The organism is Pseudarthrobacter sp. MOO14 (genome assembly GCF_058267675.1).
The window spans coordinates 3,285,292-3,300,333 of record NZ_CM177849.1; the positions used below are offsets into that span (position 1 = coordinate 3,285,292).

Consider the following 15,042-nt stretch of genomic DNA (forward strand, 5'->3'; position numbering starts at 1 on the left):
AAAGCTGTGGTCCGGGTGGTGGGTGGCCGGGAGCCGGCCATGGCTGCAGTGCAAACCTTCCCCAATTCTGCCTGAAGCGCGCAGGGTGGCGGGAGCGGGCGGCGCCAATGTCCAGCCAATGAGACGCCGCAGGCGGCAGGCCCTATTCGGACTAAATCAAAATAGGCTAAACTCTTCCCCGGACTACGTCGCGGGAAGAGGCGATACGGTGGGACAACGCAAGGTACTGCGCTCGAGGAGCTGAGCTGGATGACGGATCTGATCGACACTACGGAGATGTACCTCAGGACCATCCTGGAGCTTGAGGAAGAGAACATCGTTGCCCTCCGGGCCCGTATCGCCGAACGCCTGCGCCACTCGGGGCCTACCGTTTCCCAGACCATCGGCCGGATGGAGCGCGATGGCCTGGTCGTCGTCTCCGGTGACAGGCACCTGGAACTGACCGACACCGGCCGCAAGCGTGCCACTGAGGTCATGCGGAAGCACCGGCTGGCCGAGCGCCTGCTGGCCGACGTGATCGGATTGGACTGGGCCTATGTCCATGACGAAGCCTGCCGCTGGGAACACGTTATGAGCGAACGGGTGGAGCGGCGCATCTACGAGATGCTGGACCACCCCACGGAGTCGCCCTACGGAAATCCCATCCCCGGCCTTGCCGCCCTGGGCGGACAGCCCGGACCCGGGTTCGGCGACGGCGCCATCAGCCTGGTGGAGGCAATGAAGGCCTACGGGCCTGAATCGGCAGTGACCATCAGCCGGCTGGCGGAACCGATCCAGGTGGAGCCGGAACTGCTGACCCAGCTCGACGAGGGCGGTATCCGCCCCGGCGCGTCTGTCTCCCTGGAACGCGTCGGTGACTACATTTCTGTACGGGTGGCGGGAATCGAGGGCGCGCTGGAGCTGCCTCCCGAGGTGGCGGCACACGTTTTCGTCGCCGTGAACCAGGCCTGACGCCGCGTTTCCATACCCCACCCGGGGGATTCCACGCAAAGATAACGGAATTGTTACCTAGGGTCTTAAGCCCCTATAGTGGAACCCAGCGTTGATACTTAAGCGTTACCTGATCCGGAGCCGAGCTCTGCCAGCGGGCCAGGTGTACGAGTCGTTACTGGCAGAGGCGGGGGAACCACAACCGGCAGCGGGGGACTGCCTTGGGGTGAAGTCCGTCAGCAGCAAGCCTCTCCAGTGAAGGATTCTTCCGGGAATACCCCTGTGTAGAAGTTTGCCCATGACGGACCGGGTCTTTGATCTCTCTGACCCGAATCCGACAGCTAACTCCGCAGGCTATTCCAGAGAGGAACCCTTCTTGACCATGCAGACCTCCCGGGGCCGCCGTCGCGCGGCGGGCCCCCCTGAGGCACCCCGGGTTGTCGAAGTAGCCGCCGCGGAGCGCCCCCGCGACCCGCAACGGGATGCGCGCCGCCGCCGGGGTCCGTTCCGGCAAATCACCGACTTTGCCGCGGCCAGCGGCATCGGCCAAAAGGCCGGCATCGCCCTCGCCGCCACCGGCCTGGTGCTCACGGTGACCATGCCCGCCACCAGCCCCGTTATGGCGACGGATGCGGCCGGAATCGCGCCCCAGGCCGCCTCCGCAGTCAGCCCCCAGCCCCAGATTTCCGCGGATGTAGGCGCCCAGATCGACTTCAGCCGCTCAGCCGTCGTAACGCAGGCGGACCCCGACGGGAAGCTGAAGCAACTGCTGAGCGCCCAGTCGGCCGGATCGGTAACGCGTGCGGCTTCCGCCGGGACCCTGGCCGCGCCGCTGGCATCCCTCGTGACCGCGTCGCCCTTCGGCTACCGGGTCAGCCCAATCACCGGCGGCACCGGAGATTTCCACCGCGGACAGGACTTCGTGGCACAGTGCGGGACGTCCGTCCTGGCAGCCGCAACAGGAACCGTGACCTTCGCCGGCTGGCACCAGTTCGGCGGTGGAAACCGGGTGGTGATCGACCATGGCAACGGCCTGGAGACCACGTACAACCACCTCTCGTCCTTCAACGTCAAGGTGGGCCAAACGGTCTCCCGCGGCGAAGTCGTGGCGTTGAGCGGGACCACCGGGGCGTCCACCGGCTGCCACCTGCACTTCGAAGTCCAGGTCAACGGCGAAGTGGTCGATCCGATGGGCTGGCTGTAACCGTTTGATTGCGCACTCCCAGATCGCCGTGACCCGCCGTGACCTGAATGTGACATTGAAGCAAAACTGCTGTACCGTCTAACTCGCGTCAACTTTTCCGAAGTTGACGCTCTTGAGTGGATTGCCTAACTCTGCCACCGCTCAAGGTCCGTTCGCATTTCATCGTCTGGCAGGGGCGGGGGAACCAATTTTGGCCTTCTGCGTTCTGGAAGGCCTTGGGGTTAAGTCATGAGCTTCCCAGGAAGCGAAGTGGCCGGGTGACTCCCATCCGAATCCGACAGCTCACCTCGCAGGCATTGGGAGAGGCTACCTTCGTGTCTTCACGCCATAATTCTGCGCGCCACCGTGCGCAAACGGTTCGCGTCAACCCCTTGGACGCCATGTCCAAGGCCGTAAGCGCCAATGCCGGGACCGTGGGCCGCCAGGCTGCCGTTGTGGCAGCGGCTTCAGGCCTCATCCTGAGCATGGGCCTGCCGGCCAACGCCGCGGACACCACTGCCGGCATCTCGGCCTCCACGGAGTCCGGTTCCGCGCAGACCGCCCTTGCTGTCACCGCGGCCCCCACGGCCACCGTTTCCTTCGAGCGTCCGGCGGTCAAGACCACCGCCGCCCCGAAGGTGGAAACCGTGCGCACCCAGTCCACCGCGTCCGCGGACCGCACCGCCACCACTGCCGGCCAGGAGGCGTCCAAGGCCGGACAGGCAGTAGAAGCCGTTTCGTCCGCAGCCACCTCGGGTATCGCCGCGATCGCCTACACCGGCATCGGCCACCCCTACGTCTGGGGCGGCACCACCCCCAACGGCTGGGACTGCTCCGGCTTCGTTCAGTGGGTCTACGCGCAGGCTGGAATCAGCATTCCCCGCACGAACGCGTGGAGCATCATGACCCCCACCTCCACCCCCCAGCCGGGCGACCTCGTGGTCCAGAACGGCGGCGCACACGTCGGCATCTACGTCGGCAACGGCATGATGATCAGCGCGCTCAACCCGTCGCAGGGAACCATGCTCCACTCTCCCGCAGCCACCGGTACTTCCACGTACTACCACCTGAACAAGTAGTTCTTGGGCTCCACGCTCCAAGGGCTATTTCTTTGCCCAAAGCTTTTTCGCTAGAAACCAACATCCCCGTTCGGGACGCGCCGGCGTACCCCCAAGATGCCGGCGCATCCAACCCCCTCGGACAGGCCACCGCGGTCCAGAGGAAAACGAAAGAGAGAACTGATGACGACTCGTGCTACCGCACGGCACCGCGCCGAGGTCACCAAAACCAACTCGATCGCGATCATTGCCAAGGCTGTCAGCGACAACGCCGGCGGCATGGGCCGCCAGGCTGCAGTAATCGCTGCAGCTTCCGGCCTGGTCCTGACCAGCGGCATCGCAGCCAACGCAGCCGACACCAACGTCAAGCGCGACTCGGCTCCGGCATCCGCCATGGAAGTTGAATCCGCCGTCGACGCTCCGATCTCAGCGGCTTCCACCATTGCCATCAGCTTCGAAAAGCCGGCCGTTACCACCACTCCGGCACCGGCTCCCGAGCCCGAGGTTGCGGTGCAGGAAGCCGCTCCCGCTCCCGTTGCCCAGGCCGTTGCCGCTCCCAAGGTGACTGCCAAGGTTGCAACTGCCGATGCCACGGCTGCCCCCGCCGCCCAGGTTTCCGCCAGCGGAAAGGGTGCTGCCATCCTGTCCGCTGCCTACGCCCAGCTTGGCGTACACCAGGACTGCACCATGCTGGTGACCAACGCACTGGCTGCCGTCGGCATCCACTTCCACGACTGGCCCGCCGGTTACCTGTCATTGGGTGACAGGGTGTCCGCATCCCAGGCCCAGCCCGGCGACCTCATCTACTACGCCGACGGTGGCGGAGGAATGGCCCACATCGCCGTCTACGCCGGAAACGGGATGGCCGTCCACGGCGGCTTCAACGGCAACGACACCGTTGTGTTCAGCGCCAACGTTGGCTCCGGACCGGTCTTCATCCACGTTCGGTAACCACTGCCGCCCGCCGCACGCGGCGCCGCATAAGATGTGCCCGGAAGGACCCCTGCCCTTGAGGCGGGGGTCTTTTCCCGTTTAACTCCCGCCATTCTGCGTGCATCCCGGCTCCCGCCACCGGGGTGGGGATCCGGCCTCCGCGTATACCGATTACCTGATATTGCAATTCTCTGTTTACTCTTGTGATGTCGATCCATAGCCCGGACATGCCGAGGGCAGCCGGCCCTCGTGCCCCTGACGGGTGCGGCCGTGAAGAGGTACGTGCATGCGCACTCTCGTTCTGAATGCTGGATATGAACCGCTGGCGGTTATCACCTTCCGCCGGGCGCTGGTGCTTGTGCTCACAGGCAAGGCGAGCGTGGTGGCCGAGGGGGATGATCCCGTGGTGGGCCCCACTGACGTCCTGGGCCGCCCGTCCGTGATCCTCCTCAACCGCTACATCCGCCCGCGGTACAACCACTCAACGGCCGTCAGCCGCCGTGGTGTGCTTCGACGTGACGGGCACAAGTGTGCATATTGCGGAAAGGCAGCGCACACAATCGACCATGTCCACCCAAAATCGCGGGGCGGAGCCGATTCCTGGGAGAATCTCGTGGCTGCCTGCCTGCGGTGCAACAACGTCAAGGGTGACCATACCCCCGGCGAGATGGGATGGACCCTGCGCTTCGTGCCGGAGCCGCCGCACGGAACCATCTGGCAGATCAAGGAACTGGAGAAGCCAACCCCCGCCTGGGATCCATTCCTGCTTCCCGAGCGCGCCGCCTGACAAGCGGCTTCCAGGCCGGTTGCTGTTCGCTAGGCTGGGTGGGTGCAAACGGACCCGTTGATCTTTGACGCCCTGATCCTGGCGGGCGGCCGGTCATCACGGCTGGGTGGAGTACCCAAGCAATCGTTGGTCCTCCGGGGAAGAACCCTCCTGGCATGGACCCTTGACGCCGCTGCCGGTGCCCGCCGTACGGTTGTTGTGGGCGACGTTTCCGCCGGCGGCCCTCCGTCCCGCGGGGCTGCCGATGAGGCCGGGCCCGCCCAGGCCCTGCCGCCAGGCGTCCTGTCCTGCCGGGAGGAGCCGAAGTTTGCCGGTCCTGCCGCCGGGATCTCAGCCGGCCTAGATGCCCTTGCCACCTCTGGGGGAGGGGCGCCCTTCACTCTGGTTCTCGCCTGCGACATGCCGCTGGCAGCCCGGGCGGTGGCGATGCTCCGGGACGCGGTGGCAGCTGCGGGCGATGGCCGGGGCGCCGTGGCCCGCTCGGCCGACGGCAGGGAACAGCCGCTGGCAGCCATATATAACACTGATGAGTTAAAAAGATCGTGCGGTGAGTTGTCCCGCCGGGACGCCCTGGTCAACGGCTCCGTGAGGTCCCTCCTTGCTAATCTGGACGTGCAGCTTGTCACAGTCCCAGCCGGGTCCACTGCCGACGTGGATACGTGGGGTGATGCTGCCACGCTGGGGATCGCCGCCGGGAGCCAGCGTGAAGACTTTGACCAAAACGTGCGGAGCCAACGTGGGAGGCAAGTCGTGAAAAGCCAGGACGAGACGCTGGAGGAATGGTGCAGGGCCCTGCTCCAGGCATACAAGCTGGAGGACGTCCAGGTGGACGTGAACGCAGTGCTGTCCCTTGCCGGCGTCGCAGCCCACGCCGTGGTCCGGCCGGCTGCTCCACTCACCACGTTCATCGCAGGATTCGCCGCGGGGCTGGCTGCCGCACCGGGCAGGGAAATGGACACGGCGTCCATGGAAGCGGCGATGGCCGTGGCTCGGTCCCTGGCTGCCGACTACGAGAATGAAGCTGCCGCCGGGACCCCCGGCGAATGACGGCAGAACCCCGCGACTGGCCGGAGGTCCCACCTGCCGACGAGCCCGAAGCACCACCGGGGACCGCCGGGCACGAAACACCTGGACCGGAAACCACGGAACCGGAGGCTGAAACCAGCGGGCACCACCTGGCGCACACCTGGGAAGAAGCCCGGCAGGCTGCGTTCGATGCGGCCACCCCGATCCCGGCAGGGCCGGTGCCGCTGCGCATGGCCCTCGGCCGCAGGCTCGACCAGGACATCCTGGCACTCCAGGACATGCCGCACTATGCGTCCTCAGCCATGGACGGCTGGGCGGTCAACGGCAGCGGCCCCTGGATTCCGGTGGACCCCGGGAACCGCCTTGCCCCGCACCAAGCAAGCATCATCGTTACGGGAGGCCTGATCCCGGCCGGAGGCAAAGCGGTCCTGAGGACCGAGAATGCGGTCCTGGCCACGGACGACGAGGGACTCCCGCTGCTGATGGCCGGAGGAAAGGCGCGCCCGGGGGAACCTCGCGCCGGTGAGCACATCAGGAAAGCGGGCGAAGAGGCCCTGGAAGGGGACGTCCTGGTCAAAGCCGGCGTGGACCTCAACCCCGCACACCTGGCACTGGCCGCACTGGCCGGACACGATGAACTCCAGGTTCAGGGAAAGCCCGTGGTGCGCCTCGTCCTGACAGGCTCCGAGGTGGTGGACTCAGGAACCCCCGATCCGGGCAAGGTGCGGGATACCTTTGGGCCCCAGCTGCAGGACGTCGTAGCGATGCTGGGTGGCATACCGGGCGGCCAGCAGCGAATCGGCGACTCCTACGAGGAATGGCTTGCGGCGCTCGAAGACGTTGTGCCGGAGGTGCCGGACGCGCCGGACCTGCCGGCCGACGTCGTCATTACCACCGGAGGAACCGGGCGCTCCGGGACCGACCACTTCCGCCGGGCCGTGGCTGAACTTGGCGGCCGGCTGGTCATCGACGGCGTGGCCATGCGTCCGGGGCACCCCGCCGTCCTTGCCGAACTTCCGGACGGCCGCTTTGTCCTGGGCCTCCCGGGCAACCCGCTCGCGGCCATGATGGCATTGTCCACTGTGGGCGCACCACTCCTCGCAGCGCTGGGCCACGCCGCCATGCCCGCCGTCCAGGAGGTGCCGTGCGGCACCATGATCGAACCGGACCCGGGGCGCACCCGGCTGATGCCGTTCCGGCTGCTGTACGGCATGGCGTCGCCGGCCCAGCACACAGGACCGGGAATGATGCGGGGACTGGCTGCCGCCGACGGCGTCCTGGTGGTACCGCCGCACGGCGTGCAACTGGGGGAGCCGGTGCCGGCCTTCGCACTGCCCTGGGGGCCGCCCCTCCCGCCCCCCGCGGACGCGGCGGCCAAGCCCAAGCCCCGAACCGCCGGACGGACCGGGCAGCCCAAGGGCAAGCCCGCACTCAGCGGCCCCGTCGACTGGAGCGCGCTGCTGGACTGAGCCGGGCGCCGAAAGTGCCATGATGGAGTCATGACGAGGCAGGCTGGAACATGGGACGCGTAACCCAGCGCCGAAAGGTGCACAAATTCGTACTGGATGGATCGCCGGGCGCCCTGGAGTACCCGGTCCGCCACCGCGAAGACGTCCTCGCGGTGGAGGAGCCGCTGGAAATCCGGCTCGGCAGGCTTTCCTACTCGGTGACCATGCGGACTCCCGGGGACGACTTTGACCTCGTGGCCGGATTCCTGGTGTCCGAGGGCGTCATCTGGGCTCCGGAGCAACTGGTATCGCTGCGATTCTGTGCCGGCGAGGACGAGGACGGCGTCCAGACGTTCAACGTGGTGGAGGCCCAGCTGCGGCCCGACGTCGAGGTTCCGGATACCGGGCGTAAGGTCTACACCTCAAGCTCCTGCGGCATCTGCGGAACCGACTCCATCGATGCGGTCCAAAAGTCCTCGCACTTCAGCCCGCAGTCGGATCCGCTGAGAGTCGATGCGGAGGTCCTGGCGTCGCTGCCCGGGCTGCTGCGGAAATCCCAGCGCCTCTTTGACAATACCGGCGGAGTGCATGCCGCGGGCCTCTTCAGGATTGGGGACGACGGCGAGCCGCGCCTCCTGTGCCTGCGCGAGGACGTGGGGCGGCACAACGCCGTGGACAAGGTGGTGGGGTGGGCATTGCGCGAAGGCCTCCTGCCGCTGACCGGCACAATCCTGCAGGTGTCCGGACGGGCGTCCTTCGAACTGGTGCAGAAGGCATCCCTCGCCGGGATACCCGTCCTGGCCGCCGTCAGCGCACCGTCGAGCCTTGCCGTGGAGCTGGCCGAGGCCAACGGGCTGACCGTGGCGGGCTTCAGCCGGGGCTCGAGCTTCAACGTCTACTCCGGTGAAACCCGGATCCTGCGACCGGAAGCCGCCGTCCCGCAGGCTCAGGGGTGAACGTCCGGCTCGAGGGGTTGGATGCCGCGAAGCCAACGGGTAGATTTGTCCATCGAATGGACACAATGATCCAGTTCCAAGCTTAAAGAGGACCAATATTGCATGACGACCGCAGGATCACGGAAGTCCGCCTGGCAAGGTTTGTGCGCGAGCGCATCACCCCGGCCGTCTACAGCAGGACGGTTCCGCTTGCCCTGAGCAGCTGGGAAGTTCCCGGCGAGCCGGTCCCCGCGCTGGAAGCGATGCGGCAGCAGTTCCAGCCGCAGGAACACGGCGCGCCCTGGGGCAAGCCGTGGGGGACCACCTGGCTGCGGCTTCAGGGCGGGGTGCCGGAATCGTGGGGCGGCGGCCCGGACACCACCGTGGAGGTGATGGTTGACCTCGGGTTCACCACGGAGGCGCCCGGATTCCAGTGCGAGGGAATCGCCTGGCGTTCAGACGGGTCCATCATCAAGGCAATCTCACCCCGCAACCAGCACATCCCGCTGAAGCTCCTGGGCAGCGGCATGGCCGTGGACTTCTACGTGGAGGCCGCTGCGAACCCCGACATGGCGCAGGGCTGGACCTTCGCGGCCACTCCGCTCGGCGACAAGGCAACAGCCGGCGGAGCGCCGCAGTACCGGCTCGGGACCATCGCCATCGCCGAACTGAACCAGTGCGTGTGGGAACTCCAGCAGGACATCTGGACCCTGTCCGGCCTGATGGAACAGCTGCCCTTGGAACTGCCGCGCCGCCACGAGATCCTCAGGGCGCTGGAACGCATGATGGACGTCATGGACCCGGACAACGTCGCCGGGACTGCGGCGGCAGGGCGTGAGGCCCTCGCCGAGGTCATGCGCCGGCCAGCGTACGCCTCCGCCCACCAGCTGGTGGCCACCGGGCACGCGCACATTGACTCGGCGTGGCTCTGGCCCGTCCGCGAAACCATCCGCAAGTGCGCCAGGACGTTCTCCAACGTCGTGGCCCTGATGGACGAGAACCCGGACTTTGTCTTCTCCTGTTCCTCCGCGCAGCAACTGGCCTGGATCAAGGAGTACTACCCGGAATTGTTCGGGCGGATCCGCGAGAAGGTGCGCGCCGGCCAGTTCGTTCCGGTCGGCGGCATGTGGGTGGAATCGGATACCAATATGCCCGGCGGCGAAGCGATGGCCCGGCAGTTCGTGGAGGGCAAGGGCTTCTTCCTTTCCGAGTTCGGCATCGAGTGCAGGGAAGCCTGGCTGCCGGACTCGTTCGGGTACAGCGCGGCGCTTCCCCAGATCGTCAAAGCGGCAGGCAGCCGCTGGTTCCTCACGCAGAAGATCTCCTGGAACCAGACCAACAGGATGCCCCACCACACCTTCAACTGGGAGGGGATCGACGGCACCCGGCTGTTCACCCACTTCCCGCCGGTGGACACCTATAACTCGGACCTCAGCGGCCGCGACCTGGCCCACGCAGAACGCAACTACCGGGACCACGGACGCGGCACCGTGTCCCTGGTGCCGTTTGGCTACGGCGACGGCGGCGGCGGTCCCACGCGGGAGATGCTGGCTGCCGCGGCCCGCACCCGGGACCTTGAAGGTTCGCCCAAGGTGCGGATCGGGTCGGCGGAGAGCTTCTTCCGGCAGGCCGAGGAGGACTACCAGGGGCTGCCCGTCTGGGTGGGCGAGATGTACCTGGAACTGCACCGCGGCACCTACACCAGCCAGGCGCGCACCAAGAAAGGCAACCGGCGCAGTGAGCACCTGCTGCGCGAGGCGGAGCTGTGGTGCGCCACGGCTTCGGTCCGTACCGGCGGCGACTACGAGTACCCCGCCGCTGAACTCCGGCGGCTTTGGCACTTGGTGCTCCTGCAGCAGTTCCACGACATCCTGCCGGGCAGCTCCATTGCCTGGGTGCACCAGGATGCCGAGCGGAACTACCGGGCCATCGACACCGCCCTCGAAGCAATCATTGGCCAGGCGGGATCAGCCATGCTGGGTGCGGGCGAACAGGAGTTCCTGCTCAACGCGGCTCCGCACGCGCGGCAGGGTGTTCCGGCGCTCGCCGCGGCCACGCCCGCGGCCGCGACGGACGCCGTACAGGCCACCCGGGACGGCGACTGCTGCATCCTGGACAACGGCATCATCCGCGCAGTGGTGGACGCCGACGGGCTGCTGGTCTCCCTCCGCGACCATGCCACCGGCCGGGAGGCCATCGCCCCCGGCCAGCGCGGCAACCTGCTGGAGCTGCACCGGGACACGCCCAACGAATGGGATGCCTGGGACATCGACGAGTTCTACCGCCGGAACGTCACACCTTTGCGGCACGCGGAATCGGTCCGGCTGTCCACCGACGGGGCGGCCGCCGTCGTCGTCGTGGACCGGCTGGCAGGCGCCTCGCCGCTCACGCAGCGCATCACCCTTGCGCCCGGGAGCCCCTCACTGGAAATCACCACCACCGTCGACTGGCAGGAGCGGGAGAAGCTGCTCAAGCTGGGCTTCGCCCTGGATGTGAGGGCCGATCGGTCCGCAGCGGAAACCCAGTTCGGCCATGTCTTCCGGCCCACCCACACCAACACTTCCTGGGAGGCCGCCAAGTTCGAAATCTGCGCCCACCGGTGGATCCACGTTGGCGAGCCCGGCTATGGGGTGGCAGTTTCGAACTCTTCCACGTACGGCCATGATGTGGGCAGGAGCGTCAGGGACACCGACGGGGGAACCACCACGACGGTGCGTTTGTCCCTGTTGCGGGCACCCAAGTTCCCCGACCCCGACGCCGACCGCGGCCGCCACGAATTGACCGTGTCCATCCGCCCGGGGGCCGGCATTGCGGACGCCATCGAGGAGGGGTACCGGACCAACCTGGCGCCCCGGCTGGTTCGCGGTGCGGCGCCGGTGGAGCCTTTGTTCACGGTCAGCAATCCTGCGTTGGTGGTCGAAGCGGTCAAGTGTGCGCAGGACGGCTCCGGCGATGTGGTGGTGCGGCTCTATGAGTCCCTGGGCCAGCGCTCAGCCGGGCGTATCACCGCCAATTTCCCGGTTAGTGGAGTGGTGGCCACCGACCTGCTGGAGCGGGCAGGTGACGCGCCGGGAGTTGATCCGGACGCGAGCGGGGCCGGGCTCAGCCTGCGGCCGTTCCAGCTGGTCACCCTGCGCTTCACCCGGCAATAGCACCTGCACGGCCCGGTACAGAGCCCTTAAACAGGCTGAGTGGGGGCGGTCCCCAACGATCCGCCACCACTCATCCCCCCAATGTGTGCGAAGGCATCTTGGACAGCCCGGCGATTCAGAATTTATCCCCGTTCAAAAGCGCCTGGTCCGCCCGCCTTCACACATTCATGATTGTGTCACACGCTAATGATTTTGTGAAAGCGGAAAAGGTCACATTTCGGTAGATGTCTTTCGGGACCCCGAATGCCGGTTGACGATCCGGGCTGTCCAGATCAGGGCCAGGCCGACGACGTAGCAGAGGACTGCCGAGTAATTGATGATGAATTCCGCCGCGCTCATCGACGGCGGGATCAAGGGAAAGAGCAGGGTCAGCGCAACGGCTGCCCCGCCCAGTGCCAGCAATCCGGCGGCAATCCGCACCAGGAGGGGCAGGCGTTCCCGCACTGCGCGCACCATCGGCGGAACCAGGGCGAGTGCAACGAACGCGGGGTACGCCCGGCCGGCGGCGCCGTAATACTCGACGACGGCGGAGTTGCGTCCGCCCTTGGCGGAAATGGCCATCAAGCCGGCGGAGGAGCCCGACGTGTCCATCAGCAGGAACAGGGCAACCATTACGGCGGAGATGGTGAGCAGGACCATGAGCCCGGTCTTTCCCGTGATCAGCCGGTAGGCGCCGTCCGCCCCGAAGCCCCTGGAGACGCGGATGCCCAGGAAGAAGATGGCGCCGAAGACGACGAAGCGCAGCAGCAGGTTGGCCAGGTTGATTCCGCCCATCGCCTGGTCGATGACGAGGTAAGGGCCTTGGATGCTCAAGAGGATGGCAAGCGTCATCAGAGCGAAGATGCCGAACAAGGAACGGTTTTCGCCGCGGAGGGCACTGGGAATGCGTGCTGCGGCGACGAGGCCGCAAATGGCCAGCGTGCTCCACTGGAGAGTCTCGATCATCCCAGGTTCTCCCATATTTTTTCCGTTTGCGCCTGGTCATGTTCATGCCGGCGCAGCACTTTGCCCAGGGCCTGCAGCCGGTCTCCCGCGAGCACGGTGAGTTCACCGTCGGAGAGGCTGTCCAGTGCGGCCTGCCGGGCCCCCGCGGGCCAGCCGGCTTCCTCCTCGGTGACAAGTCCCGTCGCCACCAGGCCGCCCACGGGGCCCACCCCCGCCGCCACGGCGGTGGCCATGGCGAGTTCGGGGGAGAGCCGGTTGGCCGTCAGCTGGGCTGAATAGTTTTGCGGAGCCACCCCGGTGCTGGCCGACACCCGCTGCCGGACCTCGCCGTCGTCGATCGCATCAACCCAGTTCTTCACCGAAGTGGCGTGCGGGGCCGGGCCCAGGGCGGGTGCGGCAGATCCCGGGGCAGGGTCCATGGCGGACCGGGACAGGAGGGCCCGCAGGAGATCGGGCGTGGAAATCTGGCTTACCAGCTCACACTTCGTCGGCGGGTGGGGTGGGCCGGCCAGGACGCGGTAATCGTCGAAGACGGCCAGCGAAGCGACCGGATTCGCGTGATAGGCGCGGCTGATGCTGACCACGGTGTGGACGGCCACCTTTCCCCGGACCAGCTGCTGGGCGAGGGTGGTGCGCTTGATCCCGGAAACCCGGCAGACGTCCGCAGTGCTGGCATCGGGTGCGATGCTTTGCAGCCAGCGTTGAAACGCCTTGGCGGGAATGGTCATGGAAAGCCCTCTGCAGAACGTATGGTGGTGTGGATAACTTTACCGTGCCGGCCGGCCCGGACCCGTGCCGCGGATTTTGCCCGCGCCCCACATTCGTCTATAGTTGATGGTCGAGCCCGTTGGTCCGTACACCCCCCAAGTCCGGACCAGCGGGTTCTTCTATGTCCTGCAGCCCCAGCGGCACCGCGGCCCCGTAACCGCTGCTGCGCCGGCCGCATATTGGCTGCCCGGGCAGTGGCGAAAGGACGAATCAATGACTGCAACCCTCGTTGCCAAGGATGTTTCCGGCGGCCACGGCCACCGTGTGCTCTTCTCCGGGCTTTCGCTGACGGTCGCCCCGGGCGACGTCGTCGGGGTGGTGGGAGCAAACGGCGCCGGGAAGTCCACCCTGTTGCGCCTCCTCGCCGGCGTGGACCAGCCGCAGGACGGTTCAATCAGCCTGGCCCCGGCCGACGCCTTCGTTGGCTGGCTGCCGCAGGAGCACGAACGCCTCTCCGGGGAGACCGTGGCCGGCTACATTGCCCGCCGGACCGGCTGCGCGGAAGCGACCCTGCAGATGGAAACCACCGCGGAGGGCCTGGGTTCCGGCGAACCCGGGGCCGACGATGCCTACTCACGGGCCTTCGACCGCTGGATGGCCTCCGGCGCTGCGGACCTCGATGACCGCATTCCGGCTGCGCTCGCCGACCTCGGACTGGACGCCGGCCCGGATGCGCTGATGACCGGACTGTCCGGCGGCCAGGCCGCCCGGGTCGCCCTTGCCGCGCTGCTGCTGAGCCGGTTCGACGTGGTGCTGCTCGATGAGCCCACGAACGATCTGGACCTCGCCGGTTTGGCCACCCTGGAAAACTTCGTCCAGGGGCTTCGCGGCGGCGTGGTGCTGGTCAGCCACGACCGTGAGTTCCTGGCCCGCTGTGTGACGCGCGTGGTCGAGCTGGACCTTGCCCAGAACAGCGTGGCCGTTTATGACGGCGGCTACGACGCCTTCCTCGAGGAACGCGCGGTGGCCCGCCGGCACGCCCGCGAGAAGTACGAGGACTTTGCCGCCACCAAGGCAGACCTGGTGTCCCGTGCACGGACCCAGCGCGAGTGGAGCTCCCAAGGCGTCCGGAACGCCATGAAGAAGAGCCCGGACAACGACAAGATCCGCCGCGCCGCCAGCACGGAGTCCTCGGAGAAGCAGGCCCAAAAGGTCCGGCAAATGGAGTCCCGCATCGCCCGGCTGGACGTGGTGGAGGAGCCCCGCAAGGAGTGGCAGCTCCAGTTCAGCATCGGCCAGGCACCCCGCTCCAGCGCCGTCGTCGCCACGTTGCGCGGGGTGGTGGCCCGCCAGGGGGACTTCACGCTGGGCCCGGTGAACCTCCAGCTCAACGGCGGGGAACGCATCGGGATTACCGGGCCCAACGGCGCCGGGAAGTCGACCCTGTTGCGGCTGCTGCTGGGCACCCAGGAACCGGACGACGGCGAAGCCTCCATGGGTGCCTCCGTCGCCGTCGGCGAAATCGACCAGGCCCGCGGGCTGCTTGACGGTGCCCGGCCCCTGGGCGACGCCGTGGAGGCCGTCCTGGCCGATTGGAACAGCGCCGACGTCCGCACCCTCCTGGCCAAGTTCGGCCTCAAGGCGGACCACACGTCCCGGAGCGTGGATTCCCTGTCGCCCGGAGAACGGACCCGGGCAGCTTTGGCGCTGCTCCAGGCCCGCGGGGTGAACCTGCTGGTCCTGGACGAACCCACCAACCACCTGGACCTGCCCGCCATTGAGCAACTGGAAGAGGCCCTGGAAAGCTACGACGGCGCCCTGTTGCTGGTCACCCACGACCGCAGGCTGCTCGAAAATGTTCGGCTCGACTCACGGTGGCACCTGGAAGACGGCAAGGTCCAGGAGCTCCACCACACTGCAAGCCAGGAGAAATAACC

At 67.1% G+C, this 15,042-nt stretch carries 12 protein-coding genes and 2 riboswitches; of the genes, 10 read left to right on the forward strand and 2 right to left on the reverse strand.

Annotated elements, in window-relative coordinates:
- The first annotated feature begins 249 nt into the window (after positions 1-249).
- The 9 genes from AC4EEV_RS15340 (at position 250) to AC4EEV_RS15380 (ending at position 11,452) form a co-directional block, all read left to right on the forward strand.
- Entirely contained in the window at positions 250-951 is a 702-nt protein-coding gene (locus tag AC4EEV_RS15340; protein ID WP_018762151.1) for an iron-dependent transcriptional repressor DtxR, read from the forward strand.
- A 118-nt stretch (positions 952-1,069) separates the two neighbouring features.
- A riboswitch (cyclic di-AMP (ydaO/yuaA leader) is annotated at positions 1,070-1,300 on the forward strand.
- A gap of 12 nt (positions 1,301-1,312) precedes the next feature.
- Entirely contained in the window at positions 1,313-2,134 is an 822-nt protein-coding gene (locus AC4EEV_RS15345) for a M23 family metallopeptidase (RefSeq protein WP_109863882.1), read from the forward strand.
- Between the two features lie 128 nt (positions 2,135-2,262).
- Positions 2,263-2,444: riboswitch (cyclic di-AMP (ydaO/yuaA leader) on the forward strand.
- Between the two features lie 70 nt (positions 2,445-2,514).
- A complete protein-coding gene (locus tag AC4EEV_RS15350; RefSeq protein ID WP_109863860.1) occupies positions 2,515-3,192 on the forward strand; it encodes a C40 family peptidase in 678 nt (225 codons plus the stop codon).
- A gap of 162 nt (positions 3,193-3,354) precedes the next feature.
- Positions 3,355-4,122: an NlpC/P60 family protein gene (locus AC4EEV_RS15355; protein ID WP_018762154.1), complete on the forward strand. Its 768-nt coding sequence runs from the start codon at positions 3,355-3,357 to the stop codon at positions 4,120-4,122.
- 268 nt (positions 4,123-4,390) lie between these two features.
- Entirely contained in the window at positions 4,391-4,891 is a 501-nt protein-coding gene (locus tag AC4EEV_RS15360; protein WP_018762155.1) for an HNH endonuclease, read from the forward strand.
- Positions 4,892-4,933: 42 nt separating this feature from the next.
- Positions 4,934-5,938: an NTP transferase domain-containing protein gene (locus AC4EEV_RS15365; RefSeq protein WP_240617839.1), complete on the forward strand. Its 1,005-nt coding sequence runs from the start codon at positions 4,934-4,936 to the stop codon at positions 5,936-5,938.
- The gene (locus AC4EEV_RS15370; protein WP_491329357.1) at positions 5,935-7,386 is read left to right on the forward strand and encodes a molybdopterin molybdotransferase MoeA; all 1,452 of its coding nucleotides are present in this window, start codon (positions 5,935-5,937) and stop codon (positions 7,384-7,386) included. The genes AC4EEV_RS15365 and AC4EEV_RS15370 overlap by 4 nt, the downstream gene beginning before the upstream one ends.
- 50 nt (positions 7,387-7,436) lie before the next feature.
- The gene (fdhD, locus tag AC4EEV_RS15375; RefSeq protein WP_491329358.1) at positions 7,437-8,321 is read left to right on the forward strand and encodes a formate dehydrogenase accessory sulfurtransferase FdhD; all 885 of its coding nucleotides are present in this window, start codon (positions 7,437-7,439) and stop codon (positions 8,319-8,321) included.
- Positions 8,322-8,419: 98 nt separating this feature from the next.
- The gene (locus tag AC4EEV_RS15380; protein WP_491329359.1) at positions 8,420-11,452 is read left to right on the forward strand and encodes an alpha-mannosidase; all 3,033 of its coding nucleotides are present in this window, start codon (positions 8,420-8,422) and stop codon (positions 11,450-11,452) included.
- 210 nt (positions 11,453-11,662) lie between these two features.
- Here AC4EEV_RS15380 and AC4EEV_RS15385 read toward each other — a convergent pair whose 3' ends face one another.
- Together AC4EEV_RS15385 and AC4EEV_RS15390 are read right to left on the reverse strand one after the other, a co-directional pair.
- Positions 11,663-12,397 carry a hypothetical protein gene (locus tag AC4EEV_RS15385; protein WP_491329360.1) on the reverse strand — a complete coding sequence of 245 codons (735 nt, stop codon included), beginning with the start codon at positions 12,395-12,397 and terminating at the stop codon, positions 11,663-11,665.
- Positions 12,394-13,125, reverse strand: coding sequence for a hypothetical protein (locus AC4EEV_RS15390; RefSeq protein ID WP_491329361.1), 732 nt, complete (start codon positions 13,123-13,125; stop codon positions 12,394-12,396). Before AC4EEV_RS15390 ends, AC4EEV_RS15385 begins: the two co-directional genes overlap by 4 nt.
- Before the next feature lie 253 nt (positions 13,126-13,378).
- Between AC4EEV_RS15390 and AC4EEV_RS15395 the strand changes: the two genes are divergently transcribed.
- A complete protein-coding gene (locus AC4EEV_RS15395; RefSeq protein ID WP_018762162.1) occupies positions 13,379-15,040 on the forward strand; it encodes an ABC-F family ATP-binding cassette domain-containing protein in 1,662 nt (553 codons plus the stop codon).
- The last annotated feature ends 2 nt before the right edge of the window (positions 15,041-15,042 follow it).